18 protein-coding genes and 6 pseudogenes are annotated in these 24,172 nt (G+C 67.8%); 13 read left to right on the top strand and 11 right to left on the bottom strand.

Features of this window, described 5'->3' with window-relative positions:
- Window positions 1–182: 182 nt before the first annotated feature.
- Complete coding sequence (locus ACFYW5_RS36445; protein ID WP_389421441.1) at window positions 183–539, bottom strand: hypothetical protein; 357 nt, start codon at window positions 537–539, stop codon at window positions 183–185.
- A 422-nt stretch (window positions 540–961) separates the two neighbouring features.
- Window positions 962–2,449, bottom strand: coding sequence for a WD40 repeat domain-containing protein (locus ACFYW5_RS36440; protein WP_389421440.1), 1,488 nt, complete (start codon window positions 2,447–2,449; stop codon window positions 962–964).
- A 694-nt stretch (window positions 2,450–3,143) separates the two neighbouring features.
- Between ACFYW5_RS36440 and ACFYW5_RS36435 the strand changes: the two genes are divergently transcribed.
- From ACFYW5_RS36435 to ACFYW5_RS36425, 3 genes are all read left to right on the top strand, one after another.
- Window positions 3,144–3,758, top strand: a complete 615-nt coding sequence (locus ACFYW5_RS36435; protein WP_389421439.1) for a DUF2975 domain-containing protein — start codon at window positions 3,144–3,146, stop codon at window positions 3,756–3,758.
- Window positions 3,758–3,985, top strand: coding sequence for a helix-turn-helix domain-containing protein (locus ACFYW5_RS36430; protein WP_389421438.1), 228 nt, complete (start codon window positions 3,758–3,760; stop codon window positions 3,983–3,985). Before ACFYW5_RS36435 ends, ACFYW5_RS36430 begins: the two co-directional genes overlap by 1 nt.
- Window positions 3,986–4,366: 381 nt before the next feature.
- On the top strand, window positions 4,367–4,669 hold the full coding sequence (locus tag ACFYW5_RS36425) for a hypothetical protein (protein WP_389421437.1): 303 nt from the start codon (window positions 4,367–4,369) through the stop codon (window positions 4,667–4,669).
- 117 nt (window positions 4,670–4,786) lie between these two features.
- Here ACFYW5_RS36425 and ACFYW5_RS36420 read toward each other — a convergent pair whose 3' ends face one another.
- Entirely contained in the window at window positions 4,787–5,023 is a 237-nt protein-coding gene (locus ACFYW5_RS36420) for a hypothetical protein (RefSeq protein WP_389421436.1), read from the bottom strand.
- Window positions 5,024–5,278: 255 nt separating this feature from the next.
- Window positions 5,279–5,542 carry a DUF6300 family protein gene (locus tag ACFYW5_RS36415; protein WP_389421435.1) on the bottom strand — a complete coding sequence of 88 codons (264 nt, stop codon included), beginning with the start codon at window positions 5,540–5,542 and terminating at the stop codon, window positions 5,279–5,281.
- A gap of 19 nt (window positions 5,543–5,561) precedes the next feature.
- Here ACFYW5_RS36415 and ACFYW5_RS36410 point away from each other — a divergent pair.
- Both ACFYW5_RS36410 and ACFYW5_RS36405 read left to right on the top strand, forming a co-directional pair.
- Window positions 5,562–5,869: pseudogene (locus ACFYW5_RS36410) on the top strand (transposase); the annotation flags it as partial.
- Window positions 5,823–6,025: pseudogene (locus ACFYW5_RS36405) on the top strand (IS5/IS1182 family transposase); the annotation flags it as partial. The pseudogenes ACFYW5_RS36410 and ACFYW5_RS36405, both read left to right, overlap by 47 nt.
- A 1,755-nt stretch (window positions 6,026–7,780) precedes the next feature.
- On the opposite strand, the gene ACFYW5_RS36400 reads toward ACFYW5_RS36405, so the two are convergent.
- On the bottom strand, window positions 7,781–8,851 hold the full coding sequence (locus tag ACFYW5_RS36400; RefSeq protein WP_389421434.1) for a PucR family transcriptional regulator: 1,071 nt from the start codon (window positions 8,849–8,851) through the stop codon (window positions 7,781–7,783).
- Window positions 8,852–9,522: 671 nt separating this feature from the next.
- On the opposite strand from ACFYW5_RS36400, the gene ACFYW5_RS36395 reads away from it, so the two are divergent.
- Complete coding sequence (locus ACFYW5_RS36395) at window positions 9,523–10,764, top strand: cation:proton antiporter (RefSeq protein WP_389421433.1); 1,242 nt, start codon at window positions 9,523–9,525, stop codon at window positions 10,762–10,764.
- Between the two features lie 675 nt (window positions 10,765–11,439).
- Here the strand turns inward: ACFYW5_RS36395 and ACFYW5_RS36390 are convergent.
- Window positions 11,440–12,873 (bottom strand): flotillin family protein, encoded by a 1,434-nt coding sequence (locus ACFYW5_RS36390; RefSeq protein WP_389421432.1) that lies wholly within the window; start codon window positions 12,871–12,873, stop codon window positions 11,440–11,442.
- A gap of 114 nt (window positions 12,874–12,987) precedes the next feature.
- A complete protein-coding gene (locus ACFYW5_RS36385) occupies window positions 12,988–13,503 on the bottom strand; it encodes a hypothetical protein (protein WP_389421431.1) in 516 nt (171 codons plus the stop codon).
- A 554-nt stretch (window positions 13,504–14,057) separates the two neighbouring features.
- Between ACFYW5_RS36385 and ACFYW5_RS36380 the strand changes: the two genes are divergently transcribed.
- From ACFYW5_RS36380 to ACFYW5_RS36355, 6 genes are all read left to right on the top strand, one after another.
- The gene (locus ACFYW5_RS36380) at window positions 14,058–14,390 is read left to right on the top strand and encodes a hypothetical protein (protein WP_389421430.1); all 333 of its coding nucleotides are present in this window, start codon (window positions 14,058–14,060) and stop codon (window positions 14,388–14,390) included.
- An 883-nt stretch (window positions 14,391–15,273) separates the two neighbouring features.
- A complete protein-coding gene (locus ACFYW5_RS36375; protein WP_389421429.1) occupies window positions 15,274–16,137 on the top strand; it encodes a hypothetical protein in 864 nt (287 codons plus the stop codon).
- Between the two features lie 819 nt (window positions 16,138–16,956).
- Window positions 16,957–17,400: a hypothetical protein gene (locus ACFYW5_RS36370; RefSeq protein WP_389421428.1), complete on the top strand. Its 444-nt coding sequence runs from the start codon at window positions 16,957–16,959 to the stop codon at window positions 17,398–17,400.
- A 17-nt stretch (window positions 17,401–17,417) separates the two neighbouring features.
- A complete protein-coding gene (locus ACFYW5_RS36365) occupies window positions 17,418–18,221 on the top strand; it encodes an ABC transporter ATP-binding protein (RefSeq protein WP_389421427.1) in 804 nt (267 codons plus the stop codon).
- Complete coding sequence (locus ACFYW5_RS36360; protein ID WP_389421426.1) at window positions 18,218–19,432, top strand: hypothetical protein; 1,215 nt, start codon at window positions 18,218–18,220, stop codon at window positions 19,430–19,432. Before ACFYW5_RS36365 ends, ACFYW5_RS36360 begins: the two co-directional genes overlap by 4 nt.
- A gap of 148 nt (window positions 19,433–19,580) precedes the next feature.
- Window positions 19,581–20,003, top strand: a complete 423-nt coding sequence (locus tag ACFYW5_RS36355; RefSeq protein ID WP_389421425.1) for a hypothetical protein — start codon at window positions 19,581–19,583, stop codon at window positions 20,001–20,003.
- Window positions 20,004–20,092: 89 nt separating this feature from the next.
- On the opposite strand, the pseudogene ACFYW5_RS36350 reads toward ACFYW5_RS36355, so the two are convergent.
- From ACFYW5_RS36350 to ACFYW5_RS36340, 3 pseudogenes are all read right to left on the bottom strand, one after another.
- Window positions 20,093–20,422 (bottom strand): annotated as a pseudogene (locus tag ACFYW5_RS36350) (transposase); the annotation flags it as partial.
- A gap of 90 nt (window positions 20,423–20,512) precedes the next feature.
- Window positions 20,513–20,638 (bottom strand): annotated as a pseudogene (locus ACFYW5_RS36345) (IS5/IS1182 family transposase); the annotation flags it as partial.
- Between the two features lie 153 nt (window positions 20,639–20,791).
- Window positions 20,792–21,460 (bottom strand): annotated as a pseudogene (locus ACFYW5_RS36340) (GyrI-like domain-containing protein); the annotation flags it as partial.
- 507 nt (window positions 21,461–21,967) lie between these two features.
- Between ACFYW5_RS36340 and ACFYW5_RS36335 the strand changes: the two are divergent.
- On the top strand, window positions 21,968–22,981 hold the full coding sequence (locus ACFYW5_RS36335; RefSeq protein ID WP_389421424.1) for a hypothetical protein: 1,014 nt from the start codon (window positions 21,968–21,970) through the stop codon (window positions 22,979–22,981).
- Here the strand turns inward: ACFYW5_RS36335 and ACFYW5_RS36330 are convergent.
- Window positions 22,965–23,840, bottom strand: a pseudogene (locus ACFYW5_RS36330) (IS5 family transposase). The gene ACFYW5_RS36335 and the pseudogene ACFYW5_RS36330 sit on opposite strands and share 17 nt — an antisense overlap.
- Window positions 23,841–24,172: the final 332 nt, after the last annotated feature.

Here is a 24,172-nt window from a genome sequence, read left to right as displayed (position 1 = left end):
AGCGAGTACTTTCTGGGGGCGGCCATGGTCGATGTTCCTCTCATGAGAACCATCTGACCCTCTGTCAACACACTCCGCATCTCGGGGGAACCTCACTTCCGCAAACTCCGCTGCTCGACGACCCGGATCACGAGCCTCGTCCAAGCCGTCCTGGTACTCCAGCTCGCCGCCAGGGGCTGAGATCAACCCGCAGCAGTCAGGAGGTCCGTCAATTCGGCCTCTGTCGTCCCCGCCCGCAGACGAACGTCGAAGGTGTAACCCTCATCGCAGAACACCAGGTCAAGGTCCATGGGTGTCAGCCTCCGGAAGACGATCGCCAACCAGATCGCGTCTTCCTCCCAGACGTCCATGTACAGGCAGGTTCCGTCCTCGTGCAGATACGCCTCACCGGGGCCGTTCTCCGTCTCGAACTGCCATATGAGGCTGCGCACTTCACTGTGATGCATCGAGTCGATCTCGACGGCAGACCACCGGGCACGGATCGCGTCAGTCAGCGCATCTCGATCGATGCGCCATCCGACCGCATCACCCTCAACCACCGCCAAGAACGTCGTAGCTCCAGGGTCTACCAGATGTCCGTGACACAGCGCCGATCAGCTGTCGCCTGAAGGTGGAACGGGCTCAGTGGGTGGCGGTGGCGACCGCCCACCCACAGAATGATCAGTCTCGTTGCGTTCCGGCAGGTCACATCAAGGAAATCCCGGTGTGCATCTGGTAGACCATCCCGTTGACGACCCTGCCGGTCCTCCACACGCGGCCAACCGGTCGCGGCCCGGGGTATCGGCGGAGCGGGTAAGTCCCACCCCTCCTGTCGGGGATGGGCCAGGGCCGCTGCTGCTGGATGTGCGGCAGGACCGGGTGCGTCCGGCGATGTCACCGGCGGGGCCCTCTCCGTCCACGCGATGCGTCGTGTCCCTGTCGCGGCGAGGGCACCAAGTGGCGCCTGGATGTCCTCGCGTCCTCAGGGGGCGAGGGCGGTAGCGTCCCACACCAGGAGCAGGTCGCCGTTGTCCAGAGTCATCAGGTGCTTCCGGTCCGGTGAGAGGCGGCAGTCGAGGATGGTGTGGGTGTGGATGTCGAGGGTGCTCAGCAGTGTCCCGTCGCGGGTGGACCGTATGTGTACTCGATGCTTGTCGGGTACGGCCAGCCAGTCGTCGGTGGTGGCGAATCGCGTGCTGCTGGTGTTACCGCCGCCCGGCAAGGTGAAACGTTCGTGTCCACCGGGGAGTTCCAGTACGCGGATCTCGTGTAGGTCCCCGAGGGCGATCCACGAGCCGTTGTCGGCCAGACCGAGTCGGTGGATTTCATGCGGCTGTCTGGGCAACTCGGCGCGTTGCGCGCCGGAAGCCGGGTCCCACAGGGAGACTTCACCGCTGGGATTGGCCATGGCTAGGGTTTTACCGTTGCCGCTCAGGGTCATCCGCGTCAGGCGCGTCGTCCGTGGTTTCGTCGGTGCACACCAGCCGGTGAGCACGTTCCCGAGGGTCCCTGTTCTCATGTCGTACCAGATCCACGTGCCGCTGGGGCTCTGCACGGTCCTCCATGCTTCGCCTATGCGGAAGGAGTGCTTTTCCTCCCCGGTGGCCGCGTCCCACGCCCGCACGTTCTCCCCCGTGGTTCCGGCGATGAAGAAGCTGCCGTCCGGGGCTATGGCACAGTGACTGAGCTGGTCGTACGGGCTGTGGATCACCCGGCTTACGGTCCGGGTCTCCAGGTCGTAGACGCGGATGAGCCCGTCCTTGCCGGCCGTCACCATCCAGGTTCCGTCCGGTGACAGGGCGAAGTCGCGGGTGAAGGGCGGCACGTGCAGGACCGCACGGACCGCCGACCGCGGCCAGGGGACGGACGGCGCCGGGGCGGTCAATCCGAGGGCCCTCAGCAGCCTTCGGGCCTGCTCTGGCGCGTCGCGGATGCTTCCGGGTGCCTGCCCGCTGATGACCGCGTTGATGGTCGAAGCGATGGCCCGGGACTCCGTGGAGTCGACCAGGGTCAGGTCCGTCAGGAGCCCTTGCACCTCAAGTCGTCGGATACGGGCGGCCTGCCAGCGTGGTTGCGCCACCAGCGCCGCGGCGGCATCGGGGTCGCTGTACCGCAGGTGCCACACGAGGTGCTGCCACCAGTAGCCGGCGTCGGTGGGAAGGTCCCACCATCCGGCTCCGGGAGGCACAAGTGCGCGGGCGTTGTCGAGGAGCCGGTCGTGCCACCTTGCGGCCTCCTGCGCCGACCAGCGCGACATCAGGCGTTCGTGCAGATCTGAGGGAACGGTGAGCCGTCCCCAGCCGTCGTCCCCCTCGGTGATGCTGACAAGGCCGGCGCAATCGAGGCTCTGGAGCGCGCTCAGGACGACAGTTTCCATGCCGGATTCGTCGGCTCCGCGCCATACCTCCTTGACGTCGCGCACGTACAACCCGACGCCTGGGGGGATGGCCGCGAGCCGCCGGGCGTCCACCGGCGGTCCGACGGCGAGATCGAGCTTTGTCAGTGCCGTGCCGAGGGAGTCGTCACCCCAGTTCTGGTGACCTGTCCGTTCCTCGAACTGGCGGGCCTTGCGCTCGTCGGCCCGCCGCCTGTACCGGCGCAGTTGCCAGTCGTCGTAGGCCGCCCGTGGATTTCTCATCCCCGTGCCCTCCCCTTCCTGCTGCCACCCGCTCAGTCAAGCACTCCGAGCCTCGGCGTGCGGCTCCTCGCGCCGATCCGGTCAGTCGTCGCCGGCAGGTACGTCCGAGGCACCGTCCCCGACAGCCGCGCGTGCGCCCGCCCGCTGTCCGCGTTCGAAGGGAGAACACGGGCCAACGGTGCTGAGCTTGCTCCCGAGGTGGTCGGCGATCTGCCGGAAGGACATGCCCTCACCGCCCGTCCAACGAGTCTGAGGTCTCCCAGTAGGGGTGCCAACGCAGCGTTCGATCTGCTGAGACTGTCCGGGACGGACACGACGCAGCCGGACACTCTGTTGAGGTCCAGCAACCATGCCGCACTGTTCACCCAGCGGCTCTGCGCTGATCCTTCTGCGTCGTGAACGCAGAAACGATCACGTCTGGCCCCGGGGGTTGCCGAACTCCCACCGCCCTCTGTATCGTTTTTCAATAACATCGATAATCGATACGGGGGGCATTATGGCGAGGGTACGCAATCCGCTGGAGCCGATGTCGACAGCGGTCACGGCCATCGTGACGCTGATGGCGGGGCTGATGGGTGTGGGCCTGCTCGGCGCGCTGTTCGTGGACGGCGTGACCGTCCTGGGCATCGGCGACAAGTTCGTATGCGTCATGGATACGACGACGACGGTGAGCATAGGCGAGGTGCCGCCCGCGGGTTTCAGACCCGCACCGGGAGCCACGGTCGACCTGGGCGCCCACCCGAACTACTGCACGGAGGCCGCCAGTACCGTCCAGGGCCTCCTCAACGCCGCAACACAACTCGCCCCCTTCGTCTTCACCGTCGGGGCGCTCCTGCTTGTCCTGCAACTGATCCGAGGTGCGGAGCGTGACGGCCTCTACACCGCACAGACCGCAAAACGGCTGCGCAGGCTGGGCTGGTGGCTGCTGGCCGGCAGTGTGCTCACCGCGATGGCCGTCTCCACGGCCCAAGAAGCTCTCATCGACTCGCTGAGCCGCGTCGGCGACATCAACGTTGTCTCCGGGCTGTGGTCGTGGGACATTCCCTTCATGGCGATACTCACCGGCCTCGGCGTCCTCTCTTTCGCCCGGATCATGCGGGTCGGCATCGCCATGCGAGAAGACCTCGACGGAACGGTCTGATGTCCGAGGAGAAGCAGGAGCACGCAATCGAGGTCCATCTCGATGAACTGCTCAAAGCGCGCGGGATGACTTTGGCGGAGCTCGCCGACCGGGTGGGAGTCACTCACGTGAACCTGTCGATTCTCAAGAACGGCCGGGCGAGGGCCATGCGGTTCACCACCCTGACCCGCCTTTGCGAGGTACTGGAGTGCCAGCCAGGCGATCTGCTCAGTCACCGTCGGCACTGAGTCTTGGCTATGTCCCCTTGGCCCTCGCTGAGAACGGCATTCGGCAAAGGGGGGGATGAGACCGGCGCCTCGGCCGGATGCCGCAGGGAGGACTGTTTCGCCGGGTCAGCGACCCGGCATACGGGCACCGCCGACCCGCGACGGCGCCTGCCAGACCCAGACGTCGGCTCCCCGGGCTGAAGCAACCGGGATCGTGGCTGCGAGCTTCCTGGACTGCCCGGCCACCTATACCAGCGCCTTTTAATGCTCTGACCGGATAGCTTGGCCGGAAGCTAGCGGTGTTCGGCGTGGACGGGCCTCGCCACCCTCCGTAGGGTGGTGATCGCATACGAAGGGGGCGGGGTGAACGGCAATCCGCTGTACCACTGAATAGCGCTGGCAGTGTCCACAGCGCTCATGCTGCCGGTGCCGGTGCCGGTGGCGATACTGGTGGGGTGGACACCGCCGTGGATGCGCAAGCGACAGGCCGGGATGCGGCTTCGCGCCTACGGCATTTTGTGCATCTACGCCCTCATGCTCGTCAACGGCATCCCCCGGATCGCCGACGCCTCATTCGAGACGGTCATGGTCTGTATGAACGTCGGCTTCGGCTTCACCGCCGCCGCTGCGGTCCTGTTCCTGCTCTCGGCATGCAAGGATTCAGGCGCCCGGACAGCTGGCCCAGTCGAACCTCGGGAAGGCTGAGAGACGGCTTGCCGCGCCTGCCGCGTCACGGTTGGTCAGGCCACTGGTGCGAGGGGGCGTCCGCCCCAGCAGACGGAACGCCCTAGCGCCTGCGCCTGGTGTGGCAAGAGTTTTCGATCAACACAGACGGTTACGGGCGGCTTCTTGGCGCAGGAACACAAAAGCCCCTTCATCTTGCCCCTTTTGGGCGATCAGCGCGTTTTTGCTGCGCCGTGGGGCACCGTTGCAGAAGTTCAGCTGTTCGCCGTCGAAGAGCATGTCCAGATCGCCTTTCGTTGCCGAGACGACGCGCTTCCTCCACCGCATGCCAACATCGGTTCCCGAGGCACCCGCCAAAACCTCGTCCAGGTACAAGGACTGCCCCTCAGTCAGGGAGTCGCCGTCGATTCCAGCGACAACATGCGGGCGCGGTCTCGAAGTTGTCCCGCTTTCTGAGTACGGAGCACATGCCGCGAGCGGCACAAGACCAGATATGAAAAGGGCGGCAACGGTGCGTCTCATGCGCGGACCATAACAGCGGCACGCCAAGCGGTCACCATCCGAAGTCTACTTCCCCACGGCCTGCGCTGAAGCACAGTCATGAGCGCTTGCTCGTGCAACTATCGCTGCTCATACGCCCGCAGGCGGCCTGGTACAGCCGAGCGTGTTCGGCGCGGGCCCGGCCGTGGCGTGCATGGTCTCGGTCTCCCAATCCTCGAACCGCGTGGGCAGCGCCTTGAGCTCACGGTCAAGGTCGCGGTGCCAGTCGATGAGCGCACTGGCGGCGAGACGTTCGGCGTCGCAGGCCGGACAGAGCTCCATCCACACGCCGGTTGCCCACGGGCCGTTCCACTGCAGAAGGAGATCCCTTCCGCAGCGGGAGCACGGCCGCATCGGCCCTGGCCCTGCTCCAAGGCAGTTGCACGCCACCCGCGAGGCCGCGGACGACCTCTCGGAGGCGGCCACAGCCGTCTTTCACCAGCACGCCGACAGCGAGATCCTGCTCAGCTTCCCCCGCGGGCCACGCTCGGCACCCGCGTGCTCGAGCTGAGCGACGACCGGGCACGGTTCGCCGACGCCCAGGCGCTGAAGTCGTACGCCGGATCCGCGCCCATTACCCGGGCCTCCGGCAAGAAACGCTTCGCCGACCGCCGGTTCGTCAAGAACAACCGCCTTATCAATGCCGGCTTCCTCTGGGCCTTCGCCGCCCTCACTGTCTCACTTCGTCATCCTGCCCCGCCGCTGGGCGTCGAACGATCCCTGGCCTGGCTCATGCACGCCCACCGCCATGCCCGGGACTACGAACGACTCATCCAGCACTCGGAATCGTTGATCACCTGGGCGGCGATCACGCTCACGAACAGACGCATCACCCGCAGGCCAGTCCCGCCGCACGGGCAAGTCGGCATCCCGCGAGGACGACCGGGACTGGCATTCACCCGGACCATCGCCGCCTAGGTTCCACCACAAGCGCAGCACGGACACTCTCCCACGGCAGCACCCGCGGCACGGCACCCTGCAGCGTCACATCACGCTGCCTGCCGGGTTCCCGTCGAGGTCGTCGGCCGGTGCGACGGCGGCCCTGATGTGCCTGCCGACCGGCTCGCGTCGCATCTCGAAGCTGCGGCACACGCCGATCCCGATCTCCAGGCGACCAAGCCCGGCTCGCTCACGTGCGTCTCTTTGATCGGGTCCATGCACGGCACTACGCCCCGGCGGCCCGGGAGAGTTCCGCCGCTGCGGTGGCTTAACCCAACCAAGTGGCGGGCCTCAAAGGGCTGTCGCCACCGTGGGCGAGCAAGCCGGATCCGCTGCCCTGCCGTGGTCGGCCCTGTCGGCGGGGCAACCGGTGCCGCGTTCGGGCCTGTGGTCAGGGCGTGTCGCCAGAGTAGTAGAAGCGGCAGGCGACGCCGGGCCCTTGTGTGCGGGGTTCGCCGGGGCGCGGGTCGTAGTGCCCACCAACGAATTCGGCGTAGGTCCGGTGGTTTCGCAAGCGAGTGAGCAACGTTTGTCGATGGCTTCGGGCAGCACGCAGCGGTCACGTCGCTCGTGAATGTTGATGAGAACTGGGAACACTCGGCCGCCTGACCCCCATCGAATTCGAGACCGTCATGACCACACCGGCCCTCCAGGCCGCGTGACCGCACCTGTCACCCGAACCTGCATCAGCCCCCCGCACCGAAAACGAGCGGCTACGGGGAAGGGCTCCCGCCTTCCGCTTGGATCGCGTCCTGATGGCGTTTCAGTCGGGTGAAACTCTGGGCCGCGTGGGACCGGCCAGATATACGCGCAGGCCCCCGGGAACCACAGGTTGAACCCCGCGGGCCCGTACTCCCCCGCCGCAACGCCAGTCCCAACCAGACCAGCACGAGGACAGCCACTGCGAGCTGCACCCACCGCATCGTCCGTAGCGTCTCAGCCAGGCCCTCAGGCAACCGGTATGAATGGTCTGCCATGCCTATCGGCTGCCCCCAGCAGCGGGTGTATCAACCGTCATCTCTCATACGAGGGGTCACCGGACGCTGGTGCCGGAGCCGCATCGTCTCTTCCTGTCGGTGACGGCGGAGGGTCCACATAGTGCCGACGAAGAACATCAAGAACATGGCTGCGCACGCAGCCGCCCACACGACCGCCGCCGTACCTTCATCGCCCACGACCCTGTCGATCAGCAGTACGCACCACAGCAACGTGAACGCTGCGTGGAACCAGCGCCCAAATCGAAGGATCTTCACTGCTCGAGGCTGGAGCGGATACTGGCCTCGCCACCTGAACTGACTCACAGGCTCCGACTACCCGCCGTCAGTCAGTTCGTGCACTGGTCTCACTTCGAGCCGGTAAAGGAACTTTGCAGAGCAGTTGTCGGGACCTGCGAGTTGCGTGACGACCATCGGCCGCGGCTGAGCGATCTACTCCACGGCTAGGCCCTGATCAGCCGGGCTGAAGCGGTCATCCTGCTGTACCGGCAGGCCTACTACGACCCGCAGCACCGCACCGGTCGCATCTACAAGCGCACACCGGATCCGGAGCTCTGCTGCCGGTCCGAGCCCGGTCGACCGGCGAAGGTCCGGTGTGAGCCCCCACCCGACTGCCACGTCCCACAACGAACTTCCTTTTGAAACGATCAGGCAGGCTTCAGTCGGGCTTCGTGGGCCAATCCAGCAGCCGGGCGCCGATCACCGCGGTCTGCAGCGTGTAGCGGTGCACCGGGTCGGACGGGTCCGCGCCGGTGAGCTGGTGGATGCGTTCCAGGCGGTAGGTGAAGGCACGCACGCTCAGCGAGAGCCGCCGCGCCGCCTCTGCGGACACACAGCCGGAGTCGAAGTAGACGGTGAGGGTGTCCAGGAGCGGCTGGGCGCCGCCGCGGGCTTCGAGCAGCGGTCCGAGGGCGTTCTCCACCAGCTCTGACATGGCCTGCCGGTCGCGGGTGAGGACCGGGTAGACGAGAAGGTCGGCGGCGTGCAGCACGGGTTCGTCGAGTTCGAGGCGCTCGCCCAGGTCGAGGGCGTTCAGGGCCTCCTCGTAGGACTGGACGACGCCGGCCGCGCCCGGTTGCGGACGGCCGATTCCCACCTGGCCGCCGCCGGTGGCGGCGAACGCCTGCCTGGCGAAGTGAGCGAGTACCTCGCCCTGGTCGCCCGGGGCGATGCACACCAGCCGGCCGTCCTTCGTGGTGAGCAGGATGCTGCGGTCGCCGAACCGGCCGATCAGCGCGTGCTCCACCTGCCGCAGAACCGTGTCTCCCTCTTCATAGGCGACCGGGCCGCGGGCCACGGCGACCGCATGCTCGTGCGACAGACGCAGCCCGTAGCGTTCCGCGCGCTGGGCCAGCCGGCCCAGGTCGCTGCGGCCGTACAGCAGGTCGTCGATGAACTCGCGGCGAGCGGCCTCCTCCTGGCGTACGGCGATCCGCTGCGCCCGTTCATAGCCCTCGGCGAACGCGTCGACGACCTGTGCCATGGCGCCCAGCACGTCGTCCACGCAAACGTCTCCCCCGACCGGCCAGTGCGCCCGGGCGGCGGCCATGTGGGCGCCGACCATCACGCGCAGGCCCAGGCCGGCCTCCGCAGCCTGCTCGCCCAGCGCCCGGCGCGAATCCAGTTCCCCCCGGGTCAGCCGCCGCCCGGTCGCCGAGGCGTTCGCAAGGATGTCGGCGTACCCCTCCAGGTACTCGTCGTACTCCTCGGACACGTCCCGCACCGCCATGTCGTCCCCCCGAAGTTGATGCGTTGCTGACGTCTTTCTAGCGCATGGCTGCAGGAAAGGAGACCCGCACAAGGCGGTCGTTGCCCGGCTCCGGCAGTTGTCAGAGGCTGACATTCCGACTGCGGGCAAGGTGTCACCGCCGCACCGAGGGCCCAGACCGATCAGGGCGCGGAGGCGCGCGACGGTCATCACCCGTACGCTGCCCCTGGGTCTGCCGGGAAGCCTGGTCGGCGGACATGTCCGCCTGCCCGGAGGCCGTGATGCATCTCTTCCGCTTCCGTCGCCGTCGATGGGGGGCCGGTCCCGGATCCCCGTCCGATGGTCCGGCTGCGCGGTGGCCTCGACGCCCGCAGAACCGGGCGGACAGGCCGGCGCCTCCTGCGACTTATCGAAGCAGGACCGGATGTCCTGCCAGCGGCCAGACTCAGGCAGTCATGCGGCAGATCGGCCTGGCCTACGCTGTGACGCATGGCGACACGTGCCGAGTGAAGTGCCTCCCGTGCAGCCCACCATGCCGGATTGCGGCAATGTCGGATGGCCTGGAGTGCATGACAAGAGCCTGTCAGCGCAGCGTAAAGAACGTGTAGGGTTCCCTGCGGTGTGCCGGGAAGTCTGGTCGGCGGTCTGAGGAGAACTCTCTTCAGTCCCTTTGCTGATCGGGGGTCTTGGTCATGGTGCTCGTCGTGGTCTTTGGGGTGGCGCTGCTCATCGCGGTGCTGCTGTCGGGGCTTGCCGCCCGGACTGTTCTGTCGACATCGCTGCTCTTCCTGGTCGGCGGCGCGCTGGTCAGTGATGGGTTCCTGGGTCTGATCCACATCACGCCGGACAGCGAGATCGTGTCCGTGACGGCCGATCTGGCGCTGTTCGCAGTGCTGTTCACCGACGGCATGCACGTCTCCTTCTCAAAGTTGCGCGAGAACTGGCGCAACCCGGCCCGAGCGCTCGGCCTCGGCATGCCCCTAGCGTTCGTCGGCATGGCGCTGATCACGCACTACCTGGTGGGCCTGGACTGGACGACGTCCTTCCTCGTCGGTGCCGTACTGGCGCCGACCGACCCGGTGTTCGCCTCCGCGATCGTCGGCCGTAAGGAAGTCCCGTCAAAGCTGCGGCAGTTGCTGAACGTGGAGAGCGGCATCAACGACGGGCTCGCCCTGCCCGTCGTGCTCATCTTGATCGCCGCGGCCGGGCCGACCTCCGGTCACGCCGAAGCGTCCTTGGGGAAGATCGCACTGGAGCTGGTCCTCGGGCTGGTCTTCGGAGTCGTCCTGCCGTTCCTTGTAGTCGAACTCGTACGGTTCCGGTTGCTGGGCGCCGAGCCCAAGCTCCAGCCGCTGCTGCCCCTGGCGATCGGCGTGATCCTGTACGCAGTCTGCCACCTCACGCACGCCAACCCCTACCTCGCCGCGTTCTCCGCCGGCGCCGTGCTCACCGCCCGGTCCCAGGAGGCGAAGGAGGCGTTCGAGCCGCTCGGCGAGGCACTCGCCGAGCTGGCCAAGTTCGCGGCGCTGCTGGTGTTCGGCGCGCTATTGACGCCGTCGCTCTTCGGCGACCTGTCCTTCGGCGGGTACGTCGCGGTGGTCCTCGCCATCGTGCTGATCCGTCCGGCGTCGCTGCTGCTGTCGCTGATCGGCACGCGGTTCACCCGGCAGGAGAAGCTGGTCGCGGCCTGGTTCGGGCCGAAGGGCTTCGCCTCGGTGGTGTACGGGCTGCTCGTCCTGCAGGCCGGGATCCCGCAGGGCCAGGAGGCGTTCACCCTCATCGCCGTGTGCATCGCCTTCTCGATCATCGCGCACAGCTCCACCGACGTACCGATCGCCCGCCTCTTCCACGTCGACGACCTCGCGGGAATCCCGACCGGCCGCGAAAACGCCGACGCACCTCCCGCGGAAACCCGCACAAATGCGCGCGCGTGACCGTGCCGAGCCGTACCCGGGCGTTCGTCGACGACGGAGCTCAGGAGGCTGCGCTGGGGGTGGGCCGAAGGAGCGGCGAGACGTGGCCCCGAGCCGTCGGGAGCGTTGACCAGACCTGCTCTTCGGGCGGTCTTGGTGGCGTAGTAGCCGAGCGCACAGGGCGGAGCGGGGAAGGTGTGCCTTACCGTCATTCGGGATGTTGTCTGGGTGTTGCCGTAGCCACTCATCACGGCCGCCCGCTGATGGCCCCAGCGTGATCGCCTGCCTGTGCTCGCACTGCCCGCTGGTAGAACCGCTCGCCCAGATGTGATCCGGCTACGAGCCCTCCTGCAAACAGCAGGAGCCCAGCCTGCACCACGTAAGCGAGGAAACTGGCGTCCTCTGAGTACAGGTTGCTCCACCGCAGCAGCGGGCCGATCAGCCCGCGGAGCCAGATCGCCAGCAGTGCGACGCCCCGGACACGGAGGCTCCATGGGGTCGTGCGGCTGCGGACTCGCTCCGGCGCCCAGCCCCGCAGTGAGGCGACGGCTCGGACAGCCGCCCCGGCGGCGGAAAATCTGTCCGCTTACCTCATCCGCTTACCTCAAGTGTGGTGCCAGTCAGCAGAACCGCCTTCTCGCGTGAGCCCGGGCGGTTCGGGGCCCGCCCGGGCTCACTCTCTACTTGATGTCGGCGTCAGCCGGTGATCTCGACCTTCCCGTTGGCCGCGGTGGGCGCCGTCGTCGCGGGCTGCGCACCACCAGCCCGCCCGGTGATGCCCTTCAGCAGCTCGGCAATGTCGACTCCGGTGGTGGAACCGAGGAGTTCGAGGCCCTGGGCGACGTTGTCAGCGACCGTGCGCGAGAGCTGGCTGGCGCCGTCGGTGGAGATCACGGTCATCTTGTCGATCGCGCTGAGCGGTTCGGACGCCTTGGCAACGACCTGCGGCAGCACCTCCACCAGCATCTGCAGGACGGCGGCGTCGCCGTACTGGGCGAAGGCGTCGGCCTTCTTCTGCATCGCATCGGCCTCAGCTGCCCCCTTGGCAGCGATCGCGGCGGCCTCCGCCTCACCCTCAATGCGTACGGCGTCGGCCAGCGCGGCGCGGTGCGCTTTCTCGCCCTCACCGGTCAGCCTGGAACGCTGGGCGTCCGCCTCGGCCTCCTTGACCTGGGCGATACGGCGGGCCTCGGCCTCCTGCTCGGCCTGGTAGCGGGCGGCGTCGGCGGGCTTGCGGATCCTGGAGTCCAACTCGCGGTCGGTGAGCGCGGCCTGGCGCTCGGCGACCTTCTCCTGCTCGCTCAGCACATCCTGCTGCCGGGCGGCCTCGGCCAGCGGGCCCGCGGCCGCGGCACGCGCCGCCGCCTCGTCCGTCTCGGCCTTGATCTCGGCCTGCTTCAGCGCGAAGGTCCGCTGGGCGATCGCGATCTCTTCCTCAGCTTTCAGCCGGGCCTGCTCGGAGGCGCGCCGTGCGACGGCCTCGGCGATGTCGGCCTCCTGCTTGGCGCGGGCGGCCTCGGGCCGACCGAGGTCCTCCAGGTAGGACCCTTCGGTGGTGATGTCCTGGATCTGGAAAGCGTCCAGCACCAGCCCCTGCCCGGACAGGCTCGCCTCGGCCTCCTCGGCGACCTGCCCGGCGAACGCGGCCCGGTCGCGGATGATGTCCTCCACTGACATCCGGCCGACGATGGAGCGCAGCGCGCCGGAGAGGACCTCCTGGGTGAAGCCGACGATGCCGTTCTGCTGCATGAGGAAGCGCTGAGCGGCCGCGCGGATCGAGTCCTCCGTGCCGCCCACCTTGACGATGGCGACACCTTCGAGATTGACCTTCACACCCCGCAGCGTGACCGCGCCGCGCACCGCGACCGGGATGTGCCGCGAGGACAGGTCGAGCGTGAACTTCTGCTGCACGAACGGCACGACGAAGACGCCGCCGCCGACCACGACCTTCTGCCCGCTGTTATCGGTGAACACCCGCCCGGTCTCGGGGTCGGTGGACTGCTTACCGCGCCGCCCGGTGACGATGAACGCCTCACTCGGACCCGCCACCTTGTAACGGGTGACGACAACCAGGCCGAGCAGCACGAGAAGTACGACGACTCCTATGACGGCGATGACAACTGGACTCATGATGTCTTTCCCCTCAGCCCTCCCAGGGGACGGCAGATCGATACGAGTTCATAGATGAAGGAGCACCGATGTATCGGCTGTGTCGGTGCTCGATGGGGGGCGCGGCGCGGTGGGTCAGCGTTCGACAGGGCGTACAAAGACCGCTGTCTGCGACAGTGCCCCCTCAACCCAGATTTCGGCGCCCCGCGGCACCGGGCTCGGACTCTTCGCCGCGAGCTTCACCGGCTGCCCGGCCCGGTGGACCAGCACCTCGCCGTAACCCCCGGCCGGAATGGCTGTCACCACTGAGCCCGCGGTCCCGATCAGGTCCTCGCCGCGCGGGGCAGCACCGGAGCGGTCGCTCAGCAGCGCACGGCTGAGGCGGTAAGCGAGCCAGCCCGTTACAGCCCCGGCGGGCACACCAACCGCGGTGGCCCCGACCGCGCCGAGCCCGGTGGCGCCCAGGACGATCGCGCCGGAAAAGCCGAGCATGGACACAAACCCGGCAATGACCGGGAGCGACAGCCAGCCGTCGAAGAGACCGTCCAGCGCATCGACGCCGTCGAAGAGGCCCTCAAGGACACCGTCGAAGACGAGGGACAGGACGAGCAGTACGACTCCTGCGATGCCGAGACCCAGAAACCAGGCCATCCGCGACCACCGCCTCTCCCCCACTGTCAACCCGCCTGTGACCGCAATACTCACAGGTAGCCCGGACGAAAACACTGCCTGGTTCCGGCAACCTTTATGATCCCTTGATGCCGGTCTCTGCACAGCTCGGCCGGAGTAAGGGAGACCGCCGATGGGGCGGATGAAGATGAAGCGCGGCGCGTGACGTGCGCCGCCAGTCTGGGGTCCAGCCGCAGGCGGTGCCGCCGTTCCCACAGGCGGAAGTCGAGCGGGTCATGCGGCTGTGGGACCGGGCGATCGACACCGGGTTGATGGCCGGTGGCCCGGGGTGAAGTATGACTTCACCCCGGACGGCAAGGTGCTTTCCGTCGCGGTCGGCAGGAGCGGGCAGGTGCTGGCCAACGGCGAATGGCTCATGCCGTCAGTGGCCGAACGGCTGCGGGAGGAAATGCCGCTGCTGGCGGGGGTGGTCACCTTACGAGAACAATCAGCTCGCCGGCCACGGCCTGGACGGTGCGCCCCAGGACGGCGTGATGCCCCTGTTGCCGCCCGCTGGCCCCGATCCCATGCCGACAGTGGACGAGGAAGCCCTGGCCGAGGCTCAGACCGCCACCGCGGTGCTGGTACGCCAGGGCAAGGTCGCCGAGCCAGTGGGCGCGATGGTGATCCCCGCCCAGAGGGGCGGCGTGCTGTTCGCCGTTGGAGGCCGGGACGGGAAGCTGTACGTCAACGGGCGAGCGCTCACCCAGCAATGGGCCGACGCATTGCGGGCCAAGGTGCCAGAACTCGCCTCGGACATCGACCGGCTCCAGGCCATGCGTGCGGAGTGGCTGGACACTCCCCCGCAGGATCGCACGCTGGCACTGGCCGGCAGCTGCACCGACCCGAACTGTCACACCCCGCACTGAACGAACAACGCCCGGCCCGGCGGCAGGTGCTGGCCGGGCAACGCATGCGACGGTCTTGCATGCTGGTAAACAGGGCGAGTTCACCAGCCTTCGCTCCTTGCGCCGCATACGGTGGCCTCGCCGCCCGCGCACACACCCGGCACGGCGGGAAGCGGCGGCATGCATCGCAGACACGGCACGGGAGGAAGACCGGGATGACGCAGGCAGCGGTGAGCGAGCTGGACGAGCGGGTGCCGGGTCGCCGTTGGACAGTGCGTCTGGACGCCGCCGGCCGGGGCAGTGCGGCCGTGCGCATCTCGTGCAGCCGTCCCGCCTGTGCCGAACAGCGCCTGCCGTCCGCGGCCGTCGGCCGTGCGGTCGCCATCGCCCACCTCAAGGCCCACCTCCGCGCCGCCCCCGCCCCCAGGCCCGGGGCGTACTGCGCATGCAAGCTGGAGGGCTGCCACACCCACCTCCCCGACACCGGGCGGCATACCCGTGCCGAACCCTGGCGGTGTGGCGGGCCGGTCGTCCTGGCCGTGATCACGGCCCGGGAAGGACGCTGGTGGCAAGCCATGGAGTGCTGCTCCCGGTGCGCAGCCGCCACCCCCGGCGCCAAGACCGCAGCCACCTCCCAACCTCCCAACCCGCAGACCATCGGCCGCCTGGCCCCCACAGCCACGGACACCAGCGTGGGCACGAGCGGGCCGCGGTTCTCCGACCACCAGGCCGCGCCGGGGCGGCAGTTCCGGCCCCTCGCCCCGTACCTGCGCGGCGCCGCCCACCGCAGGCGAAGATCGCCCAGCGGGTCATCCCCCACGACCTGCGGCCCGTCGCACTGCGGGACGAACTCATCGAGCTCGGAGATCTCTTCCGTGCTTACCAGCAGCGCACCGAACCCGACTTGGCGCTGCTCGCCGACCTGCAGGAACGCAAGGCCCGCGCGTTCGCCAGCTGGGCCGACGTCACCTGCGAAGGCGCGCTGCGGTGGGAGGCCCGACGCGCCGAGCAGGCCGCCGCCGCCACCCGCCTGCAGCACCAGCAGCGCACCGGCACCATCGCCGGCGGCATCGCGGACAACGACGGGCCGGCCGTGACGCGGCTGCTGACCGTGACAACACAGTGGGACCACGCGCGCTCTGTCCTCGCGCACATGGCCGACCACACCCCGCTGCCTGGCCCGGAGGCACGGCTGCTGGTGCTCATGCTGACCCTGCGCACCGCGCACACCGGCACCGGCAACCTCGTCGGCCAGGACCTCACCGCGCTGGGGATGACCGACCCGGCAGACCTGGTCGACAAGCTGACCAGCTGCGGCTGGCTCAACCTGCCCGGCACCGCCGGGGACCTGCTCGCCTCCCGGCCGGAGAACCCCACCCCGATCACCGTCCCCTCCCTGGTGCCCCACGAGGACAACGCGGGCCCGTTCACGTTCGGCAAGAAGATGCGGCCCAAACTCTCCGGCTGGGCCCAGAAGGTCATCTCGGACAAGAAGCTCCGCAAGGCCAAAGCCACCGCCGCAACCCGGCTGCTCGCCCTAACGCTGACCACCCAGACCGACGCCTCGGGCCGCCTCGGCCCCGGCGGCCAGGGCATCGCCCTGACCGCTCTCGCCGCCTGGGTTCCGGTCGATTCCGGGGAGCTGCAGCACCTGGTCGACCAGCTGACGCAAGCTGACTGGCTCACCGACGCCGCCCTCACCGACACCCACCTCACCGGGCAGCTGACCGAACGCGTCCTCCCGCTCACCTGCCCCCTCCGGGCATGAGGCACAGCAGCTCTCCGGAGCCCGCGCCGGAGTCATGTCCTGACCCGCCGCGGCATTACCGGTCAGCCGACCAGTTCCTCAGGGCCGCCCGCGGACAGCTTCTTTACGACGTAAAGAGGGCCTCCAGTGTGCTGTTTCCGCTGGAAACGGCACAGCGTCACGTTGCGCGGTGGCGGGTACCTCATCAGCCCCACAGCTTGCGGATGAACTCCTTCGCCCACACCACCCGCTCGGGGTGCGGACCGTGGGGCACGCACGGGGAGTTCGGGCCGGCCTGGCACCTTACGCAAGTGACCTCTCTCGCATGCCAGGTCCGCGCCGCCGAGCCTGCGGTTTCCTGCGTTTCCCGCGCTCTCCTGCGCGGCCGGAGAGGCCGGGCTCAGATCGGGCCGGCGGCGGGGGCACAACGTCGACGGCCTGTTGCTGGTCGCGGGCGCCCTTGTGCTTCTCGCCGGGGCCAATGCGGTCATCGCTCTGCAGGACGCGGAGCAGGCGTTCGTCGTGGGGAAACTGTCGCTTCAAGGCTGGAAGGCAACAATACTAACTGGCCACAAATGCGTCACCGCAATATCACGAAGCCTGCTCTTCCGGGCTCGATATCGCGACGGCAGGGAAGGGTCGGACTGCGAGCAAGACGATTGGCCTGTCATGTAGTTGACGCTTATTCAACCCAGCTGGACATCACGTTGGGTGGACGGCAGGCAGCGGGGTGTTGGCTAAGCGCCTGGACTATCATCCCCCTTTGCCCTCTTTGTGCCGTGACATGATCACGCGGCGCCGGGGGAGCACATGGCCCCTTCGGTTTCTTGGAGGGGAAACATGAACCGCATTGCACCTCGTGCCGTTGCACTCGCCGTGGGCGGGACCATTCTGACGGCCGTTCTGGCCGGTTCGGCTTCGGCCGTCTCGTGGGGGTCGGTGACGTCGTCCTACGACGGCAAGAGCCGCTCCACGGCTTATGGCAGCTTCTACAACAGCAACAACGTCTACGCGAAGAACAAGGTGCTGTCGAAGGACCTTGCCGCTGACGGCAACACCATCTACACCCGTGGCCAGTGGTACTGGAATGAAGGCGTCACCCAGACGGGAGGCTCCATGAACACCCCGGAGCACAACCACACGTACTACGTCACCAACTACGTGCAGCAGCCGCTCAAGGGAGCGTCCAGCAGCGTGCGCGGTGGGACGAGCGCCTGTGTGCAGCTGGGCTGGCCCGTCCCCGACAAGTGCTCCGTCGAAGCACTGCCTTCGTTCAGCTACTGAGAGACTTGGTCCGACCGATGACTGACGCCCCCCAGGGGGGACACGAGCCGTGCAGCGACGACGCTGCACGGCTCCGTGCCCGTAATCTCACCGTCCGCTACCACGACAAGACCGTCGTGGACATCCCTGACCTCACTCTGGAGACGGGCATCACGGCCCTCACCGGGCCCAATGGCGCGGGCAAGTCCACCTTGCTGAAAGTCTTCGCCGGACTGGCAGGGCAGACTTCCGGCACGATCACCCTCGGGAGCGACACCGGCACCAAGAGGGTCGGCAGTCTCTACCGTGCTGCCATCGGCTACCTGCCGCAAGAACCAGGCTTTCCCGGACATTTCACCGTCACGGAGGCTGTGACCTACTCAGCCTGGCTGCGCGGCATTCCCCGCGCCCGGCGGCTGGAGGCCGTAGAGCGCATCATCGAGGAACTGGCCCTGGCGAAGGTCGCCTCGATGAAGCTCAAAGAGCTTTCCGGCGGCAACCGTCAGCGCGCCTACATCGCCCAGGCCGTCGTCCATCAGCCGAGTGTGCTGCTGCTGGACGAACCCACCACGGGCATCGACGTCGAGCACCGCATCGAACTACGCCGGCACCTGGGCAGCCTCGGCGCGAAGTGCTGCGTCGTGATGAGCACCCACCACACCGAAGACATCGAGCTCCTGGCCGGTCGCGTCATCTCCCTGCGTGAGGGCCGTGTGGTGTTCGACGGCACACCGGCAGAACTGATCGCGCGGGTCGAGGGAACGAGCCGCGAGGAACATCGAGCCTCGCGCGAGGCCCGGTCCATCGAGCAGGCGCTGCAGGAGCTGGGAGGTTCCGCATGAACATCACCGGTCTCATCGCACGCCGTTCCCTGGGACGAACCGCCTTCCCCGCCTTCCTGGCATTGGCGGTCCTGAACACCCTGTTGCGGAGCATGACCTGGCGCCACGAATGGATGTGGGCGGTCTACCAGTACAACTTCACGGTGATGCTGCTCGGTCCTCTCCTCGCCGGGATAGCCGGATGGGAGGGTTACCGGCTGGCCAAGGCGCAGGAATTCCTCCTCAGTCATCGCCGTCCCATAGCCTTGCTGGCCACAGCGACCGCAGCTTTGTGGGCATGGTGCGCAGCCGCGTTCCTCCTGGGCCTGATCATGGTCGGTGGCATCGTCGCCGGATCAGGCACACCGTGGCAGGTCGGCGTACAAGAGCTGGTCACTCCTGTGCCAGCGCTGCTGCTCCTGCTGGCGGAGTGTGCCGCAGGCGTCGTCGCAGGCTGGCTCAGCGGAAGCAAGCTCGCTCCGCCACTCGCCGCGATCACCGTCTTCCTGGCTACGCTGTTGCTCTACGCTGGCAACCTGTCTGCATTTGTCATGGTTGGCGGCGCCACCAGCTCCCTGGTCGGTCTCGCACCCAAGATGGCCACCCAGACGTGGCAGAGTCTCTTCTTCGTTCTGACAGCAGCTCTGGTGATCCTGGCAGGAACCTGGCTGGCGACCTGGTATCGCACGCCGCGGTGGCCCGTGATGGGCGCAGCTGTCCTCGCGACCGCAGCAGTTGCCGTCCAGCTGGCCACCGTCAGCCCGATCTACCTGGAAAGGCGGGAGGGCGACGTCGTCTGCCACGGTGCCTCCCCGCAGATCTGCCTGGGCCGTTCCTACCAGCACTTCGAGCCCCACCTGCGCCAGGCGCTGAGCCCCTTCATCCATGCCATCGACAAGATCGGCTTCCAGGCGCCAGTCTCCTACCGACAGGACGCCCACATCAGCCAGCCCGGCACGGCACAACTCGGACTGGACACCATCACCGGCAACAAGGAACTACTCGCGGACATGATCCTCGGCACTTACTACGGCCCGGACTGCACCATTGAGCCGCAGTCTCAGATGGAGAAGAACTACACCAACGCCCGCTACTACCTTGCCCAAGCAGCAGGTATCCCCAGCGACAACGACGATCCCACACTCGACCCCCGGCTTGTCCGCGGAAGCGCACACGAGCGGACAATGGTCGCTCACCAAGCCTTTGCCGGCCTTATTGCCTGCCGTGGCTGACCTCCACGGCCACGCGCTGTACGCCCGGCGGTGGCAGCTGCCACGACTGGCAGCAACTGCCGTTCTGTGTACGGTCCTGTGGCTCGCCACGCCGCTGCGGCTCTTCGACGTGCCAGCGCGAGACGGCGTACAGGGAGCCCTGTGGCCAATGGTGCCCACAATCTTCGCAGCCATCGTGCCCTCGGTCCTCAGCACCGCGGCAGAAGTCCAGGAACGCACCGCCCCTCACACCGTCCGGCTGCGTGCACTGACCACCAGCCTCGTGCTGCTTCTGGCGCTGGCGCTGGCCTCGTGCGGAGCCGCTATCAGCGCCCTCGTCGCCTATCGCAACACCGCACTCCTCGTCGGTCTGGCATTTGCTGGAGCCTGGCTTCTTCCAGCAGGCGCCGCATGGGCACCTTGCGTGCTCACCCCGATTGTCATGTGGCTGGTGGGCACCGGCCCACAGGGGCGCGTGGAAGGCTGGACGCTTCTGCTCCTGCCAGGCAGCGTGACCTACGCAAGCCTGATCTCCGCAGCGGTCCTAGCCCTTGCCGTGACCGGGTACGTGGCAAGGGGCGCACGAATCTGAGAGGTCGTCTTCACCCGATATTTTATCCCACAATCGGCTGCTTGGTCTGTGGTGTCGGGTCGCGCCAGACACCTCACGATGCCAACGCGTCAAGCTGCGGCGGCGAGTTCGGTGGGGAAGGCGGTCTGCTCATCGAACAGTTCGTGGTGCTGCAGGCAGTAGTAGAGCTGGCCGATCATGCGGCTGAAGAGGTTGCGCTGGGCGGCTGCGTGCCAGTCTCCGTGCTCACGTCGTCGCCGGTAGTGGGCGCCAGCCCCGGGTGAGTGCCGGAGAGCCGAGAAGGCCCACAGGTAGCCGGCGTGGTTGAGGCGGTCGTTCTTCACCCAGCGCCGGGTGATGGAGGACTTCTTGCCGGAGGCCCTGGTGACGGGCGAAGACCCGGCGTATGCCTTCAGGCCGCGGGCGTCGGCGAAGCGGGTGTGGCCTGCCCGGCTGCCCCGAGATGTCACGATCCGGTACTCAAACATCCCGAGGAACACCCGCTCCATCGGAACGTCCATAACTACGGATTAGGAGATGGTGTTCTCGCCGGTGAGGCGGCGGGCCATGAGGTCGGTCATGTCTAGGCGGATCATGGCTTCGGAGCGGACGGGCGGGATTTCATAGTCGCGGGCGAGGCGGCGGTGGAGCATGAGCCTGCGTTCCTCGGTCTCGCTGCCGCGCTGACTCGCTCCAAGAAGCTCGCCAGACGACGGTCGGGCAGCTGCGGACTACTGCGGCCACCGACTGCCCGGCCGTGACGCTCGAGCCGGTGGGGGCCGGATCCTGCGACGATGGCCCACTGGGTTTCAGGGCTTGGTCACCGGCGCCTGGAGTTCGGTCACCCAGTCGTCGCGGCTGTCCGGACACTGCAGGGTGATCTCCCGGGGGTATCCGACTGACTGATACCCGTTTTCCTCGATCCAGAAGGCCAGCGTCTGGGCCGTGGGCAGCACGGTGTCCATCGAGCCGCGGTGCACGATGGTCGCCCACTGGTCGACGGGCGGCAGGTCGAGCACCCGGAAGGCGCCGTCCTGGAGCGGGGCCGCGACCTGGACGGCGGCGTGGATGCTGATGCTGCCACCGCCCTCCGGGACGTCCTCGTAGTAGGCGATACCGGGCCCGGCCGGCGTTACCCCGGCCGCGTCCAGGCGCCGGAACAGCTCGTCGTAGAGCGGCCCGATGACCGGGCTGATGTCCTCGGGGTCGAAGCTCGCGGCGGTCGCGGTCAGCTCCGCCACCCGGACCACCGGGATGCTCTTGAAGACGACGTCGTTCGTGGGCATGTGCCCCTCGCTCTCGATCGACCGGAGCCTCGCCTCGACCTGGACCAGTCGCGCCGCTGCGGCGGCCATGGCGACCTCCAACTCGGCCCGCCGCAGCCGCAGCATGGCGCGCAGTTCTTCGGTGGTGACCTTCTCGTCCAGGATTTGCTGGACCTGGTGGAGGGTCAGGCCGAGGTCTTTCAGCGCAATGATGCCAACCCCAGCCGCGTTCCTGAAGCTTCAACCCCCCTCAGTGGCGTGCTGGTTGGCCTACAGGGCGGGCGGGGCGATAGGGGAACACGATGCAGATACATGCGGCGGTAAGGCAAGGGGCCTGGTACGTCACCAGCTACCGTTCGTTCGGGTCCGATTACCTGGACGAGGTCGAGTCTCTGCTGCGGGTCGCCGGAGCCGCGCGAGCGCCGGACGACGACAACGCGGACTGGCGCAAGCTGGACGCTCTGTTACTCGAGCGCACGGTGAGGGTGGACACGGACGGATGCGCCACCGTCGGCGATCTGAAGACGCGCTGCATGGAGGCGGCATTGCATGCTGGTCTGGCCAGACCGGCGAAGGGCGAGTGGCCTCCGACGATCTGGATCACGGATTCCGCCACCGACGGGGAACTGCCGGACGTCCTCCCGCTGGACGAGGCGGACCTTGCCGACGGTGCCCTGCTGGTGCTGAACATCGAGGAAAGCCCCGAAGGGGAAGCCGCGATTGGCCCGGCCCCCCGCTGCCGCGCTCTTTCAGCGCCTCCAGCTCACCGCCAACACCCCGGACGCGGACGCCAGCCCTCGCCTCTTCGGCGTCCTGCTCTACACCGACGCCGACGTGGAACTGGCCACCTACGTCCGCACTCACCTGGACGATCTCAACGCTCTGTCCGGCCCGGCCACATGGGTCTTCGTCGTCGAGGAGGAGCGCGGTTCGGACGCGGTCAAGCGGTACTGGCGTCGGCATCTGCAGCCCGAGGTGTACCGAGTCCTGGCGCCGCTGCGCTGGCTGGACTGGCAGCCGTACGACGCCCAGGGGGCTTATGAGGTCGCCGCCGCCCTCGGTGTCGACCCCGCCCTGCTGCCCTGCTTGGTCCTGCTGGCCCCGCACACCGCGGCCGGCGCACCGGGTCCGGCCGACCGGATCGTCTTCCCCGTCCAAGAGGCCACCCCGGCTTGGTTCCGCACGCTCTTCGGCCACCTCGCCCGGCTGATCGGGCCCACGGCCAGGCCACCGGAGGTCTCCAGCCACGAACGCTACTTCCGACGCACCATGTACCACTTCGGCGCGCCCGTCTCCGTGCAGACCGCCGTACGACGCCTCAGCGCAACGCCGCCCGCCGACCGGATCGCCGACAGCGAGGCCTTCGCCCGGGTCCGCGCCGCCGAGCAGGCCATCCGGGACACCCTTGTCCCCGCCTCCGTCGCGGTCGAGCGCCCAGAACACCACTTCACCGACTGCCGTGTCGTCATCCACTCGGGAACATCAGGAGCCACCGTGACGGAGAACTTCTACTTCCAGGGCACCCACACCACCTTCATCAACAAACCGGTCGACACCGTCGTACGCGACTTTCAGCACACCTACGCACAAGCCCCCGCGCAGGACGACCTGACCCGGCTTCTCACCCTGGTCCTGACCAGCCGGGACCTCCCCGACGCGGACCGTGAGGAGGCGGCTGGCGCGGTCCACGACCTAGGGCGTGTTGCGAAAGTGCTGGTCACAGCCACTCGTTGATGGCTGCGACCAGTACAGTCGCCTCGTAGCGGACGGCGAGTTTCTCGTATCGGGTCGCTACGGCCCGGTGGCGCTTGAGCCGGTTGATCCCGCACTCCACCGCGTGGCGTTCCTTGTAATCGATCTTGTCGAACTTCGGCGCCCGGCCGCCGCGGGAGCCGAGCTTCTTGCGGTTGCGGACCTGGTCGGCCTTCTCCGGGATGGTGCAGCTGATGCCGCGTCTGCGCAGGTAGGCGCGGTTCGCGCGGGAGCCGTACGCCTTGTCGGCGCGGACCTTGTCCGGCCGGGTCCGCGGCCGACCCCGACCGATGCGGGGCACCCGGATGCCCTCCAAGACTGCCTGGAACTGCGGGCTGTCGTGCCGCTGACCAGCGGTGACGAGCAGCGACAACGGCTTTTGCCCCTGCTCGACCGCCAAGTGCAGCTTGGTCGTCAGCCCGCCACGCGAGCGTCCGAGGCCGTGGTCATCGGGCTCGGTGTCGACGCCACCGGGAGGCTCCTTCTGAAATGCCCCTTTTTACGCGCCCCGGCAGCATGCTGGTGGGCCCGGGCGATCGTGGAATCCACGCTGACGTCCCACGTGATCAGGCCCTTCGCGTCGGCCTCGGCCTGCAGCTGCTCGAAGACCCGCTTCCAGGTGCCGTCGCGCTGCCAGCGCCGGAACAGGTCGTAAGCCCGGTCCCACGGCCCGTACCGTTCCGGCACGTCGCGCCACGGCGCACCGGTCCTTAATCCGCCACCGTATGCCGTCTATCAACTGCCGCCGGGTCCACACCGGTGGACGGCCCGGCTTCTTGCCCAGCGGCAGCAACGGCTCAAGCCGGGCCCACTGGTCGTTCGTCAGATCACCACGCCCCACGACAAGTGATCATTCACGACCAAGATCGACTTTCGCAACACGCCCTAGCGGCGACTTCATCACCGACGCCACCAAGGCGCACATCGAGGCGGCAAGCCACCTCTGAAAGGCCCGCTCCATGCTGCCACTGCCACTCATCGGGTTGGAGGTGCCCAACCGGATAGGTCGCCAGCGTCGGGGCTCCCTGCACCTGGGCACCGGCCGCATCATCCGGGCCGAAATCCAGGCCTGTCCGACACCCCTCCTCCTTGCCTGCCTGTGTTCTCACGCGGGGGTGAAGGGGGCTTGTGAAGGTACTCAGTTACGGCGGGGACGGCAGGCAGCCGAAGCCG

Source organism: Streptomyces sp. NPDC002779, from assembly GCF_042888685.1.
In the GTDB taxonomy this organism is placed as follows: domain Bacteria; phylum Actinomycetota; class Actinomycetes; order Streptomycetales; family Streptomycetaceae; genus Streptomyces.
The sequence above is the reverse complement of the archived record's forward strand: the minus strand, read 5'-3'. Positions and strand labels throughout refer to the sequence as shown.